This is a genomic window from Kribbella sp. ALI-6-A (genome assembly GCF_001984195.1).
GTDB lineage: Bacteria > Actinomycetota > Actinomycetes > Propionibacteriales > Kribbellaceae > Kribbella.
In genome coordinates, this window is the sequence record NZ_MTQN01000006.1 from 87677 (window position 1) to 101101 (window position 13425).

At 69.5% G+C, this 13425-nt stretch carries 14 protein-coding genes; 7 read left to right on the forward strand and 7 right to left on the reverse strand.

What is annotated here, in order from left to right:
* Position 1 precedes the first annotated feature (1 nt).
* The 3 genes from rpsP to BWI15_RS02955 form a co-directional block, all read right to left on the reverse strand.
* On the reverse strand, positions 2-517 hold the full coding sequence (gene rpsP, locus BWI15_RS02945) for a 30S ribosomal protein S16 (RefSeq protein WP_077012715.1): 516 nt from the start codon (positions 515-517) through the stop codon (positions 2-4).
* 172 nt (positions 518-689) lie between these two features.
* Positions 690-2033 (reverse strand): 6-phospho-beta-glucosidase, encoded by a 1344-nt coding sequence (locus BWI15_RS02950; RefSeq protein ID WP_077012716.1) that lies wholly within the window; start codon positions 2031-2033, stop codon positions 690-692.
* Positions 2030-2782, reverse strand: a complete 753-nt coding sequence (locus BWI15_RS02955) for a DeoR/GlpR family DNA-binding transcription regulator (protein WP_077012717.1) — start codon at positions 2780-2782, stop codon at positions 2030-2032. Before BWI15_RS02955 ends, BWI15_RS02950 begins: the two co-directional genes overlap by 4 nt.
* A 124-nt stretch (positions 2783-2906) precedes the next feature.
* Between BWI15_RS02955 and BWI15_RS02960 the strand changes: the two genes are divergently transcribed.
* The 4 genes from BWI15_RS02960 to BWI15_RS02975 are packed head-to-tail and all read left to right on the forward strand — an operon-like array spanning position 2907 to position 6937.
* Positions 2907-3899: a carbohydrate kinase family protein gene (locus BWI15_RS02960; RefSeq protein ID WP_077012718.1), complete on the forward strand. Its 993-nt coding sequence runs from the start codon at positions 2907-2909 to the stop codon at positions 3897-3899.
* 4 nt (positions 3900-3903) lie between these two features.
* On the forward strand, positions 3904-5187 hold the full coding sequence (locus BWI15_RS02965; RefSeq protein WP_077012719.1) for an ABC transporter substrate-binding protein: 1284 nt from the start codon (positions 3904-3906) through the stop codon (positions 5185-5187).
* Positions 5184-6119, forward strand: a complete 936-nt coding sequence (locus BWI15_RS02970) for a carbohydrate ABC transporter permease (protein ID WP_077012720.1) — start codon at positions 5184-5186, stop codon at positions 6117-6119. Before BWI15_RS02965 ends, BWI15_RS02970 begins: the two co-directional genes overlap by 4 nt.
* Entirely contained in the window at positions 6116-6937 is an 822-nt protein-coding gene (locus BWI15_RS02975) for a carbohydrate ABC transporter permease (protein WP_077012721.1), read from the forward strand. The genes BWI15_RS02970 and BWI15_RS02975 overlap by 4 nt, the downstream gene beginning before the upstream one ends.
* Positions 6938-6986: 49 nt before the next feature.
* On the opposite strand, the gene BWI15_RS02980 is transcribed toward BWI15_RS02975, so the two are convergent.
* Positions 6987-7628, reverse strand: a complete 642-nt coding sequence (locus BWI15_RS02980; RefSeq protein ID WP_077012901.1) for a maleylpyruvate isomerase family mycothiol-dependent enzyme — start codon at positions 7626-7628, stop codon at positions 6987-6989.
* 100 nt (positions 7629-7728) lie between these two features.
* Here BWI15_RS02980 and BWI15_RS02985 point away from each other — a divergent pair, with 100 nt between their 5' ends.
* From BWI15_RS02985 to BWI15_RS02995, 3 genes are all read left to right on the forward strand, one after another.
* On the forward strand, positions 7729-7923 hold the full coding sequence (locus BWI15_RS02985) for a hypothetical protein (RefSeq protein WP_077012722.1): 195 nt from the start codon (positions 7729-7731) through the stop codon (positions 7921-7923).
* A 22-nt stretch (positions 7924-7945) separates the two neighbouring features.
* On the forward strand, positions 7946-9298 hold the full coding sequence (locus tag BWI15_RS02990) for a flotillin family protein (RefSeq protein WP_077012723.1): 1353 nt from the start codon (positions 7946-7948) through the stop codon (positions 9296-9298).
* 142 nt (positions 9299-9440) lie between these two features.
* Positions 9441-10220, forward strand: coding sequence for a M23 family metallopeptidase (locus BWI15_RS02995; protein WP_202817560.1), 780 nt, complete (start codon positions 9441-9443; stop codon positions 10218-10220).
* Positions 10221-10276: 56 nt separating this feature from the next.
* On the opposite strand, the gene BWI15_RS03000 is transcribed toward BWI15_RS02995, so the two are convergent.
* The 3 genes from BWI15_RS03000 to BWI15_RS03010 form a co-directional block, all read right to left on the reverse strand.
* Complete coding sequence (locus tag BWI15_RS03000; protein ID WP_083750533.1) at positions 10277-11398, reverse strand: S1 family peptidase; 1122 nt, start codon at positions 11396-11398, stop codon at positions 10277-10279.
* A gap of 117 nt (positions 11399-11515) precedes the next feature.
* On the reverse strand, positions 11516-12154 hold the full coding sequence (locus BWI15_RS03005) for a LuxR C-terminal-related transcriptional regulator (protein WP_077012725.1): 639 nt from the start codon (positions 12152-12154) through the stop codon (positions 11516-11518).
* Positions 12142-13377, reverse strand: coding sequence for a sensor histidine kinase (locus tag BWI15_RS03010; protein ID WP_077012726.1), 1236 nt, complete (start codon positions 13375-13377; stop codon positions 12142-12144). The genes BWI15_RS03005 and BWI15_RS03010 overlap by 13 nt, the downstream gene beginning before the upstream one ends.
* Between the last annotated feature and the right edge of the window lie 48 nt (positions 13378-13425).

Sequence of the window (13425 nt, forward strand, 5' to 3'; positions counted from 1 at the left end):
GTCAGGCCTTGGCGTCGTCGGCCGGCGCGGCCTCGGCGGCCGGAGCGTCGGCGGCGGCCTCAGTGGCCTCGGCCTTCGGCTCGTCGGTCTTCGCGTCGTCCTTGGCCGGCTCGTCCTTCTTGTCGGCCTTCTTCGCGGCGGTCTTCTTGGTGGTGACGGCCTCGGTCTTCAGCGTGCCGTGCGCCTCGGCGAGGGCCTCGTTGAAGATCTCCAGCTTGTCCCGCTTCGGCTCCTTGACCCGCAGCGGCGCCGGGGCCTCGAGACCCTTGAACTTCTGCCAGTCACCGCTGGCCTTGAAGATCGCCTGCACGGCCTCGGTCGGCTGCGCGCCGACGCTCAGCCAGTACTGCGCCCGGTCCGACTCGACGTGGATGAACGACGGCTCGGCCTTCGGGTTGTACTTGCCGATCTCCTCGATCGCGCGGCCGTCGCGCTTGGCGCGGGCGTCCATCACGACGATGCGGTAGTGCGGCGCACGCTTCTTGCCGATGCGCTTCAAACGGATCTTGACTGCCACGTTTGTGGGGTCTCCCTCGGGAATTACAGGTGGGTGAGCGGCGCGCCGTCGTGGGGACAACGGATGACCACTCGAATGGGCCGGCCGGCGCGTGGAGTTAGAGGGCTGCACAGCATCCGGACGGACTCAGCCTGACATTCTGCCAGATCCGGCCCTCACCAACCAATTCCGGTCAGTCGCGGAAGGCGGCCAGCTCGGGCAGGTGCGCGACGTACCCGTCGAGCAGCTTGCCCGCGGTGTTCACCGAGTCGATCAGCGGGTGCCAGGCGAACGCACGCAGGGCGGTCGCGCGGGAGCCCGACGCGGCGGCCTCGATCGTGGACCGCTCGACCGCCTTCACCGCGCTGACCAGACCGGCCTGGTGGTCGGTGAGCTGGGAGACGGTGAGCGGCCGGGCGCCGTTCGCGTCGACCGTGCAGGGGATCTCCACGACCGCGTCGTCGTCCAGGTGCTTCAGCGTGCCGCGGTTGCGGACGTTGAGGATCAGCGAGGCCCGCTCGTTGTGGGCGATCGCGCGCATCAGCGACAGCGCGACCTGCTCGTAGCCGCCGGCCGACATGTCCCGCTCGTCACGTTCGCCGGCGTCGGCGATCTCCCGGCTCTCCACCATGTACGTCGACTCGCGCTCGGCGCGGGTCTTCTGCCACAACTCGAGCGCGTCGCCGGGGCGGCGGGCGGTCTCGGCGTAGAAATCGGACTGCTGCTCGAGCAGGAACGTGCCGCGGGTCTTCTCGACCGACTGGACGGCAGCGAGGGTCTCGCGGGCGAAGTAGTAGTAGTGCAGGTACTCGTTCGGGATCGAGCCCAGCGAGCGCAGCCACTCGACGCCGAACAGGCGCCCCTCCTCGAAGTCGCCGAGCGCGGAGGGGTTCGCGAGCAGCGCGGGGAGGTGGTCGACACCGCCGTACTGGAGACCGCGGAGCCAGCCGAGGTGGTTCAGGCCGGCGTAGTCGTAGAAGGTCTTCGAGGCGTCCAGCCCGAGGGCCAGTGCGGCGCGACGGCCGAGCCCGGACGGCGAGTCGCAGATGCCGATCACCCGGTCGCCCAGGTACGGCAGCATCGCCTCGGTCACCATGCCGGCCGGGTTGGTGAAGTTGATGACCCACGCCTCCGGAGCCAGTACGGCGATCCGCTGCGCGATGGCGGTCGCCACCGGCAGGGTGCGCAGCCCGTACGCGATTCCGCCGGCGCCAACGGTCTCCTGCCCGAGTACGCCGAGGTCGAGCGCCACCCGCTCGTCGATGGTGCGGCCCTCGAGCCCACCCACCCGAATGGCGGAGAAGACGAAGTCGGCACCCCGCAGCGCCTCGTCGAGATCGGTGGTCGGGGTCACCGCCGGAGCATCAGGAAAGGAAAGAGCCTGCTGCTTCAGTACGGCGGTGATCGCGTTCAGCCGGGTCTGGTCGGTGTCGTACAGCGTGACTGCCGTGATCCGGCCTTCGCCGCGGTCGGACAGCAGCGCCTGGTAGACGAGCGGGACGCGGAAGCCCCCGCCGCCGAGGATGGTCAGTTTCACGCCAGCACCACCTGTACTCCTGCTTCGGTCAGTTGGGCCCGGGTGTGCTCGTCGGCGCTCGCCTCGGTCACCACGGTGGTCAGTTCGGACGGGTCGCAGACCTTGGCGACGCCGTGGCCGGGGAACTTGGTCGCGTCGGCCAGCAGCACCACCCGGTCGGCGGCCTGGATCATCGCGCGTTTCACCGGCACCTCGATCATCGTGCTGTCCATCACCCGGCCGTCGGGCCGGACGCCGCTGGTGCCGAGGAACAACGTGTCGACATGAATCTGCCGCAGGCTCTCCTCGGTCAGGTAGCCGACCAGTGACCGGTAGCTGCGGCGCAGAAACCCGCCCAGCACGATCAGTTCGATCTGCTCGTCGTTCTGCAACTCCTCGAGGACCGCGAGGTTGCTGGTGACAACGGTCAGCGAGCGGCCGTGCAACTGCTGCGCCAGCCGCAGCGCGGTGGTCCCGATGTCGAGCAGCACCGACTCGCCGTCCTCGATCAGCTCGGCGGCCGCGCGGGCGATCCGGTTCTTCTCGTCGGCGCGCACCTCGCTCACCTCGGCGAACGGCTCGTCGCCGCCGTCGACGGCCAGCGCACCGCCGTACACCCTGGTCAGCCGGCCCTGCGCGTGCAACTGCTCGAGGTCGCGGCGGATGGTCGCCTCGCTGACCCCCAGCTGCGCGGCCAGCACTTTGACGCCCCCGGCCCCGTCGGCCCGGAGCGCGCGGACGATCTGGTCCTGACGCTGCTTCGGCAACACGGAGAGACCGTATCACGCAAACTCCGTCACACTCACGCAGATATCTGCACGGGTATTGCGCGGTTTGCTCGAAAGGACCACACTGTCTGCACGAGTTTGAGCGACCGTGCAGGAGTGTGGACCGATGAGCGAGCTGGATGTCGTAGTCTCCGGCCTGGTCTTCCACGACCTCGTGCTCGGCCTGCCCACTGCTCCGCGCCCCGGCACCGAGGTCTGGGCGACCGACTCGGCCGAGAGCCCGGGCGGAATCGCGAACTTCGCGGTCGCCCTGGCCCGGCTCGGTCTGCGCACCGGCCTGGCCGCGGTCTTCGGCGCCGACGATCTCGGCGACCGGGTCCGCGACCGGCTCACCCACCACGAGGGCGTCGACCTGACGCTCTCCCGCAGGCTCGACGGCTGGCAGACCCCCCTCACGGTGGCTCTTGCCTATGACAACGACCGGGCACTGGTCACCAGGGGTACCCCTCCCCCACTGTCGGCCGACGAGCTGATCACCACGCCGCCGGCCGCCCGCGCGGTCGCCGCCCACATCGGTCCCTGGCCGAACGAGTGGCTGGCGAAGTCGAAGGCGGCCGGCAGCGTGGTGTTCGCCGACGTCGGCTGGGACCCGTCGGAGCGCTGGGACCCCCAGGTCCTGGACCAGCTCCAGCACTGCGACGTGTTCCTGCCGAACGCCGGTGAGGCGATGAGCTACACCCGGACCGACACCCCGGACCAGGCGCTCACCAAGCTCGCCGAGAAGGTCCCGCTGGTGGTCGTGTCCAACGGGGACCAGGGCGCGCTCGCGCTCGACGCCGGCACCGGCGAACGGATCGCCGTACCGGCCCACCAGGTTCCGGCGGTGGACAGCACCGGGGCGGGTGACGTGTTCGCCGCCGGATTCATCGCGGCCACGCTGTGGGGTCTGCCGCTGGCCGAGCGGGTCCGGTTCGGCGCGCTGACCGCGGCCATCTCGGTCACCCGGTACGGCGGCGCGGACGCGGCACCGACCTGGGCCGATCTCGCCGCCTGGCAGCACGACCACCCCGAAGACCAATCCCTTGCCGCGCTGGTGGCCGACCACGGCCCCGGCGCACCCATCGGAAGCGCGACTCCGCGCGACCAGTCAGGAAGGTAGAACCATGGAGCTCTCCCGTCGCACGCTGCTCGCTGGGAGCTTCGCCGCGGTCGCCGCCGCGGCCACCGGCTGCTCGTCGAGCATGGACGCCGGCGCCGGCAAGAAGAACACGACCGGCAACCTCGCGCTGTGGTGCTGGCCCGGCGGCCTGGGCAAGTCCGTGGTCGACGACACGGTCGCGCACTTCCCCGACCAGCACATCAAGTACACCGAGATCGGCGGCGACTTCAAGCAGAAGCTGCTGACCACGATCAACGGCGGCACCGGCATCCCGGACGTCACCGGCATCAAGGGCGAGGACATCGCCTCGCTGCTGCCGCAGGCCGAGCGGTTCGTCGACCTGAAGTCGGTCGGCGCGGACTCCGTGCTCGGCGACTACCTGGAGTGGAAGGTCAAGCAGGCCACCACGCTGGACGGCAAGGTGATCGGGCTGCCGATCGACATCGGCCCGACCGCGCTGTTCTATCGCGAGGACGTCTTCGCCAAGGCCGGCCTGCCGAGCGACCCGGCGAAGGTCGGCGCGCAGCTGAAGACCTGGGAGGACCTGCTGGCCGCCGGGCTCGAGCTGCGTAAGGCCAACCCGAAGGCACCGATCGTCGCCGACGCGACCGACATGTTCGGCACGATCGTCAACCAGGGCACCGAGCGCTACATCGACAAGGACAACAAGTTCATCGGCGACCAGGACCACATCCGCCGGGCCTGGGACCTGGCGGTGAAGGCGATCACCACCAAGGTCGAGGGCCGCACCCCGGGCGGTACGCCGGACTGGAACGCCGGCCTCGACCAGGGCACGGTGCCGACCGTGACCGGCGCCGCCTGGGTCGCGCTCGACATCAAGGCCGCCTGCAAGACCAGCATCGGCAAGTGGCGGGTCGCCCCGACGCCCGGCGGCCCGGCGAACTTCGGCGGGTCGTTCCTGACCATCACCAAGAGCGCCGCGGACCCGGCGGCCGCCTTCGAGGTGATCAAGTACCTGCTCAGCCCGGACAACCAGGCCAAGGCGTTCGCCGACGCGCAGATCTTCCCGGCCACGCCGGCCGCGTACGACAAGCCGCAGCTCAAGGCGGCCGACCCCTTCTTCGGTGGCCAGGCGACGATCGACGTGTTCGGCCCGGCCGCGAAGAACATCCCGATCGCGTACGAGGCGCCGCTGGACGCCGCGGTCGCCGCGCCGTACACGGCCGCGCTGAAGTCGGTCCAGGCCGGCAGCAAGTCGTCCGAGGTGGCCTGGCAGCAGGCGGTCTCGCAGGCGAAGCAGATCGGCAAGCGTCAGGGCGTGCAGTGACGCTGACCGCGACCGCCCCGCCCCGGTCCACCGGTACGCCGGCACCGGGGCGGCCGCGCAAGAGCATCTGGTCGTACTGGCGGTTCTACCTCGCGCTGTCGCCGTTCTATGTCCTGTTCGCGGTGTTCGGGCTGTACCCGGTCGCCTCGACGATCCTGCTGGCCTTCCAGAAGTGGGACGGCCTGGGACCACGGCAGATGGTCGGTCTGCAGAACTTCCGGTTCCTGATCGAGGACAGCACGTTCTGGCTGTCGTTGTGGAACACGCTGGTGCTGTTCGTCATGTCGACCGCGCCGACGCTGACCATCGCGCTGGTGCTGGCGGTGATGCTGAACTCGGCGATCCGGTTCAAGGGCGTCTACCGGATCGCGTACTTCATCCCGAACATCACCTCGCTGGTCGCGGCGGCGATCTTCTTCGCCGCCGTGTTCAGCACCAACTTCGGGCTGATCAACTCCGGGCTGCGCGCGCTCGGGCTGCCGACCGAGGACTGGCTCGGGCAGCCGTGGGGCATCAAGATCGCGATCTCGACCATGATCGTGTGGCAGTGGACCGGTTACAACACGATCATCTACCTGGCCGGGCTGCAGGCGATCCCGACCGAGCAGTACGAGGCGGCCAAGGTGGACGGCGCCGGCCCGTTCCGGACGTTCTTCTCGATCACGCTGCCGCAACTGCGGCCGGTGGTGCTGTTCACCGTGATCATCTCCACGATCGGCGGGCTGCAGACGTTCACCGAGCCGCAGGTGATGGTCGGTGAGACCGGTGGCGCCGACCAGAGCGGCCTGACCACCGTTCTGTACTTCTACAACACCGCCTTCCGGGCCAACGACTACGGCTACGCCGGCGCGATCGCGGTCAGCATCTTCTTGCTGGTGCTGCTGTTCACGGCGATCAACTGGCGGTTGTTCCGGGGAAGGAGCACCGAATGAACCGGGGTCGCGGGATCCTGCTGCACGTCCTGCTGACGATCGCCGGACTGCTGTGCCTGTTCCCGTTCTTCTGGACGCTGGTGATGGCGACCAACACGACGTCCGACATCTACCGGTACCCGCCGAAGTTCACCTTCGGCTCGCAGTTCGACGACAACGTGCGGCACGTGCTCGAGAACGTCGCGTTCTTCTCCTCGATGGCCAACACCGCGATCGTCGCGATCAGTACGACGCTGCTGGTGCTGTTCTTCGACTCGCTGGCGGCGTTCACGTTCGCCAAGTTCCGGTTCCCCGGGCGCAAGACGCTGTTCGTCGTACTGCTGGCGACGATGCTGCTGCCCGCGCAGCTGTCGGTGGTCCCGCAGTTCCAGACCATGGTCGCGTTCGGCTGGGTCGGATCGCTGAAGGCGCTGGTGATCCCGGCGGCCGCGAACGCGTTCGGCATCTTCTGGCTGCGGCAGTACTTCCAGAACTCGGTGCACGACGAGCTGATCGAGGCGGCCACGCTGGACGGCTGCGGCTTCCTCGGGGTGTACCGGCACGTCGCGCTGCCGTCGGCCAGGCCGGCACTGGCGTTCCTCGGCATCTTCACGTTCGTGGCGTCCTGGAACGACTACTTCTGGCCGCTGATCGTGCTGACCGATCCCGACCACCTCACCCTCCAGGTGGCGCTGTCGTCGCTGAACAAGGCGCACGGGGTCGACTACAGCATGGTGATGACCGGCGCGCTGCTGGCGATGGTGCCGCTGGTCATCGTCTTCATCGTGTTCGCCCGGCAGTTCATCAAGGGCGCGACCGAAGGCGCCATCCGCGGCTGATCCCAGCTGTCCGGCGACCGCGGCTGTCCCGAGCCGCGGTCGCCGGCGATCACAGCCGGGAGGCGAGCAGGTCGGCTCCCGGACCGGTGAGCTCGGACCGCTCGACCTCGCGCCCGTTGAGCAGCCGCAGCACCGCCTCCCCCGACGCGCTGACCTCGGGGCCGTCGCCGTACGACCAGTCGTAGCCCTCGGCAACGAGGCGGACACCCGCGATCCGCTTGCGCGCGTTGCCGCCGACCACCAAGGTCAACGGCCAGCGCACCCCCAGCGACGTACCGGCCGCGGACCGGAAGGCTTCGGCCGAGATCGACGCCGGCAAGCCCAGCGGACGTCTGATGTCGATGGCATGCACCAACGCCTCGACCAGTCCCGCAGCCACCGGTACACCTGCCGGCAGTGCGCCGGTCCGGGCGTTGTCGCGCAGCTGCGCGAGGATCTCGTCGGTCCCGCGCCGCGCCAGGCTCCGGGTCAGCTCCGCACTCGCCTTGTTGATCCGGAAGCCCGCTTTGACCAGGTGCGTCATGGTCTGCGTCATCGGCGCGACCGGCGCCCACGCGAGATGCGCGGCGACGTCCTGAACCGTCCATCCGCCGCACAGCGACGGCGTGGCCCACTGCGCCGGCGTCAGCGTGGCCAGCAGTTCGATCAGGTCCAATCGCTCGGCGCGAATCAGTTCCCGCAACTCCCCCATGAACGGCAGTGTGGCACTCGCCGCAGCGACCCGGAAGAGGATCGGCCGGGCGATAGGGTGCGGGAACTGGAACGGTCCGGACTGCGTCGGAAGGTACGTCATGGTGGGGAAGCGGGGACGCGTGATCGGGCGGGTCGGGCCGGGAATCGTCGGCGAGGTGATGTTGCCGGTCCGCGGTGCCACCGAGGCCTTCTACGCTTACCCCGCGACCGACGAGGTGATCGAGGTCGGTACGCCGGTGGTGGTGGTCGACTTCGATCCGCCGCGCACGGTCTACGTCGCTCGCGCCTTCTGATTCATCGTTCCCTGGAGGGGAAATGCTCTGGACCTACGTCATCGTCGGCGCGATCGCCCTGGTGGCGCTCCTGATCCTGTTCCGGATGGTCTGGCGGGTCGCCGAACCGAACGAAGCGCTGATCATCTCCGGCCTCGGTGCGCACTCCAGCCACGAGCAGGTCAACGAGACGCTCGGCTTCAAGATCGTCGTCGGCCGCGGCACCGCGGTGCTCCCGGGCTTCCAGACCGTACGCCGCCTGCCGCTGGACATCCGGGCCACGCCGCTGACCGTGACGTGCGTGTCCAGCCAGGGCATCCCGCTGCACATCAAGGGCGTCACGGCGTACAAGGTCGGTGACGACTACGGCTCGATCGCGAACGCGGCCCGGCGGTTCCTGGAGCAGAGCGACGAGCAGGTGATGGGCACCATCCACGAGCTGTTCGCGGGTCACCTGCGGGCGATCGTCGGCTCGACCACGGTCGAGGAGATGCTGCACGACCGGGAGACGCTGACCACGAACATCCGCGGCTCGCTGGCCGGCGACATGGAAAAGCTCGGCCTGGTGGTCGACTCGCTGCAGATCCAGGAGATCGACGACGAGTCCGGCTACATCAAGAACCTCGGCCGCCCGCAGGCCGCCGCGGTCGAGGCCGCGGCCCGGATCGCGCAGGCCGAGCGGGACCGGGAGGCCACCGAGCGCGAGCAGGTCGCCGCCGCCGCGAAGGCCGCCGCCGTCCGGCAGAGCTCGATCGCCCAGGCCGGCTACCAGGCCGAGGTCGACCAGGCGAACTCGAAGGCGTCGCAGTCCGGCCCGCTGGCCGAGGCGCTGGCCCGCCAGGAGGTCGTGGTCGCCGAGACCGAGACCGCGAAGCTGAATGCGTCGCTGGCCGAGAAGCAGCTGGAGTCCAGCGTGCTGAAGCCGGCCGACGCCGAGGCGTACAAGCAGCGCACGCTGGCCGCGGCCGCGCGCGACGCGCAGATCGCCGCCGCCGAGGCGCAGGCCCGCGAGGTCACCCTGCGCGGTGAGGCGGAGGCGAAGGCCACCGAACTGACCGGTAAGGCCGAAGCGGCCGCCGTCCAGGCCAAGGCGATGGCCGAGGCGGCCGGTATCAAGGCGCGCGCCGAGGCGCTGGCCACGAACACCGACGCGGTCGTCGCCCAGCAGCTGGCCGAGGCCTACCCCGAGATCGTCCGGGCCGCGGCGTCGTCGTTCGAGAAGGTCGGCAACATGGTCGTGCTGAACGGTGCCCAGGGCATCGAGGACACCCTGGTCAAGACGATCACGATGGGCGGTTCGGGCTTCGCCCTGGCCAAGCAGCTGATCGACTCGCTCGGCACCAAGCCGGCCGACGGCCAGCCGACGCTGGAGCCGGTGAAGGACGAAACAGCCTGACGGTTCCGCCCGTGCGTTAACCAGTAACTGCACCAGAATCGAATCCGTTCCTCCCTGACCAGCGATGCGTTAGCTTGAGCCATCACTCCAGGCGTCACGGACATCACCGCCCGTGACCGGTCGCTTGAGGGGACTGATTCTCGTGCTCAGACGGACTCTCGCTGTTCTGGCCTCGCTCCTGGTCGGTGCCGCCACGCTGGTGGCGGTACCGACCGAGGCGCAGGCCGCTCCCAACTTCAAGGCCCCGTTCCCCTGTGGTCAGCGCTGGACCTACAGCCACCACTCGGCCGAGGTCCGCCGCGCTCTCGACTTCGTCCGCGCCGACGGCGGGGTCACGAGCGGAACCCCGGTGCTCGCTTCGGCGGCCGGTGTCGCCACCCGCTACTCCCAGCCCACCGGGGCCGGCAACTACATCGCCATCGACCACGGCGGCGGCTGGAAGACCTACTACTTCCACCTCGCCGCGTACTCCGTACCCAGCGGGGCGCAGGTCGCGCAGGGCCAGCAGATCGGGACCACCGGTAGTACGGGCAACTCCTCCGGCCCGCACATCCACTACGAACAGCTGTACAACGGCGTCGGTCAGAACATCGTGATCAACGGTTCGGGCCTGGCCTACCCCGGCTCGTACAACCAGTACTTCCTGACCAGCGACAACGGCTGTGGAGGTGGCGGTGGCGCCTTCATGACCTGGGGCTCCGGCATCCGCGTCCGTGCGGACGCCCGGCTGAGCGCACCGGTGGTGAACACCCTCGCCGGACCGACCTCGGTCTGGGTGACCTGCCAGAAGCAGGGCGACACGGTGACCGCCGACGGCTACACGAACAACTGGTGGTCCAAGCTGCGCGACCAGGGCGGCTTCATCACCAACATTTACATCGACCATCCCGCCGCCCAGCTTCCCGGCGTACCGATCTGCTGAACCCCTTCCGTTGCGTCCGAAGAAGCGTTCGCTGCTTCGGACGCAACGGTCTGTGGTCAGGCGGTGTGCAGGGTCAGGCCGTAGGCGCCGAGGATCTCGTTGACCGGCTGGAACCAGGTCTCGCCGCCGCTGGAGCAGTTGCCCCAGCCACCGGACGTGACGCCCTGGGCCTGGTCACCGGTGATGAACGAGCCACCCGAGTCACCGCCCTCGGCACAGACGCTGGTCTTGGTGGCGCCGTAGAAGAGCTGGCCGTTGCCGTAGTTCACGGTCTCGTTCTTGGCCAGGATCGTGCCGCAGTGCCAGTGGGTGGTCGAGCCGCTGCGGCAGACCGACGTACCGACGGGAGCCTCCCAGGAGCCGCGGACCAGGTGGTCGCTGACCTGGCCCCAGCCGAGCACGACCGGCACGGTCCACCAGCCGCTGTCGATCTGCACCCAGGCGTAGTCGTTGCCGGGGAACGACGATCCGCGGAAGACACCCTGAGCCGAACCGTCCCAGCCTCGCGTCCTGGCGCCCGCGCCCGAGCAGTGGCCGGCCGTCACGAAGCCGCCGTGGACTGAGAAGCCGATCGAGCAGCGCACGTTGCCGGTGTAGTACGGGTCGCCTCCGACGGTTCCGGCCGCGAAGGTCCGGGGCGCCTGCGCTGCGACCTCCCGGACACTCACCGCGCCGGCCTTGGCGACTTTGTTGACGAAGGCATCGACCGCCGCGGAACGCTTGCCTGCCTGGACGTTCACGACAACCGTGCCGGACTTGGCGTCGGTCGACCATCCGCTCACGGCCGCGGGCACGTTCTTCCCGGCCAGCTTGTCGACGGCCGCCTTCCGCTGGTCGAGCACCGCCGCGGGCACCTTGACCAGAGCGGTCTCGGCGCCAGTACGACGTATGGCGTCGGCCGCGGCCGGACTCGTCACGCCGACGACGAGCTTCTCGCGGGCAGCGTCGTACCAGACTCCGCCGAACGCCGAGCCGGCCGCGCGCTGGGCGGCGGGCACGAGCTTGGTGGCGACGGACTCGGCCTGCAGGCGCTCACGAACCTGCTGCTCGGTCAGACCGAGGTCCTTCTGCATGGCGACGGCCTGCCTCGGCACGGCCAGCGGTTGCTCGGCCGCGGCCGCTTGGACCGGCACGGCCAGCACAGTGGCGACCAGGGCTGTGGTCACGAAGATCTTCACGGGGACTCTCCTCACCTCGGGGCGGTTGGGGTGCGGTGAGAGCGCTCTCGCGACTCAGCGTCCTGGATCAGGCACGAACCGTCAAGAGGTGAAGACCTACGTTGTCAGGGCAAGCGTTTACAAGCCCAGATGGGCCAGCACGGCGAGCACGCGACGGTGACCGGAGTCGGTCGGCGGCAGGTCGAGCTTGAGAAACACGTTGCCGACGTGCTTGTGCACGGCCCCTTCGCTGATCACCAGCTTCTCCGCGATCGCGGCGTTGCCGAGCCCTTCGGCCATCAGCGCGAGCACCTCGCGCTCGCGCGGCGTGAGCCGGTCCAGCGGGTCGTTGCGCTTGACCATCAGCTGGCTGACCACCTCGGGGTCGAGCACAGTGCCCCCGTCGGCGACCCGGTGCAGCGCCTCGAGGAACTCGTCGACCCGCGACACGCGGTCCTTGAGCAGGTAGCCGATGCCCTCGCTGCCGGAGGCCAGCAGTTCCGCGGCGTACACCTCCTCGACGTACTGGGAGAAGACCAGGACCGGGAGTCCCGGCCGGAGCCGGCGGGCCTCGATCGCGGCGCGCAAGCCCTCGTCGGTGAAGGTGGGTGGCAGCCGGACGTCCACGACCGCGATGTCCGGTGGATCCGTCGCCATCAGCGTGGCGAACTCGGTCGCGTCCCCGGCCACCCCGATCACCTCGAAGCCGGAGTTGCCCAGCAGCAGGCCGAGGCCCTCGGCCAGGATCGGGTTGTCCTCCAGGATCACGACCCGCACGGCAGCACCACCTCGACCGTCGTCGGCCCACCGATCGGGCTGGTCAGTTCCATCCGTCCGTCGATCGCTTCCACCCGATGAACCATGCCACGCAGGCCGCTCCCCCGCCCGAGCTGGTCCGGTCCGTCGCCGGCGCGGGCTCCGCCGATGCCGTCGTCGGTGATCGCCAGGTACAGGTCCGGGCCGCGCCGCTCGAGCAGCAGGTCGACGTGGCCGGCCGCGGAGTGCTTGGAGATGTTGGTCAGCGACTCGGCCACGACGAAGTACGCCGCCGCCTCGACCGCGGCCGGCACCTGGCCGAGCTCACCGACCCGCAGCTCGACCGGGATCGGGCTGCGCGCCGACAACGCCGACACCGCTCCGGCCAGGCCCCGGTCCTGCAGGATCGGCGGGTACATCGTCCGCAGTACTCCGCGCAGCTCGGTCATCGCCTGCTCGGCGCCGTCCCTGGCGTCGTCCAGCAGCTTGGCGGCCTGCTCCGGGTTGTCGGCCATCATCTGCTTGGCCACACCGATCCGCATCGCCAGCGAGACCAGCTGGGCCTGGGTCCCGTCGTGCAGGTCGCGCTCGATCCGGCGCAGCTCGGCGCCGTGCGAGTCGACTGCTCCGGCGCGGGTTCGGGTGAGCTCCTCGACCCGCTGGGCCAGCAGGGCGGTCTCCAGCTCGGCAGAGCTCGGCGCGAGCGTCCGTCGAAGAGCACGGGCGTAGCCGGTCGCCGCGGCCGGAGCCAGCCAGGCCATGAACGCCAGTCCGACCAGGATCTGCGCCGGCCCGAGCAGGAGCGCGTCGAGCCAGCTGTTGACCGGGACGCCGAGCAGGGTGAACTCTCCCGGGTCCAGCTTCCAGAGCACCATGCCGATCAGCCCGCCGGGTGCGGCGAAAAGGGAGCTGATGGCAACGAACAGGCCGGGAATCGTCAGCAGCGACAGCGGGATGACCAGCAGGCTGCGCCAGAACGACCGGTCCTTCACCAGCGTGACCACGTCGCCCGGTCCGCGTTCGACCGCTTCCGGCATCGGTGCTTCGTCAGGGAGTCCCAGGTACTTCGTCGCGGCGGCCCGCTCGGCGTTGGCGAACCGGACCAAACCGGCGGTGATGCCCGGAATCGCCCAGCCGAGCAGCAGCCCGATCGGCGTCGCCGCAATGGCGGTGATGCCGACCAGGTACCGCACCAGCAGGTACCGGCAGGCAGGCCAGCCCCGCGCCAGGATCTTCGTGAGCATCGTGTGCCTCCATCGTCGTCAGCACCGATCCTCCGCCAACGGACCCGT

Bases quoted from the DNA above. Each gene is read 5' to 3' on its own strand.
- BWI15_RS02960 (WP_077012718.1), top strand. From the start codon at position 2,907: ATGAGCGAGCTGGATGTCGTAGTCTCCGGCCTGGTCTTCCACGACCTC.
- BWI15_RS02965 (WP_077012719.1), top strand. From the start codon at position 3,904: ATGGAGCTCTCCCGTCGCACGCTGCTCGCTGGGAGCTTCGCCGCGGTC.
- BWI15_RS02975 (WP_077012721.1), top strand. From the start codon at position 6,116: ATGAACCGGGGTCGCGGGATCCTGCTGCACGTCCTGCTGACGATCGCC.
- BWI15_RS02980 (WP_077012901.1), bottom strand. From the start codon at position 7,628: ATGGGGGAGTTGCGGGAACTGATTCGCGCCGAGCGATTGGACCTGATC.
- BWI15_RS02985 (WP_077012722.1), top strand. From the start codon at position 7,729: ATGGTGGGGAAGCGGGGACGCGTGATCGGGCGGGTCGGGCCGGGAATC.
- BWI15_RS02990 (WP_077012723.1), top strand. From the start codon at position 7,946: ATGCTCTGGACCTACGTCATCGTCGGCGCGATCGCCCTGGTGGCGCTC.
- BWI15_RS03010 (WP_077012726.1), bottom strand. From the start codon at position 13,377: ATGCTCACGAAGATCCTGGCGCGGGGCTGGCCTGCCTGCCGGTACCTG.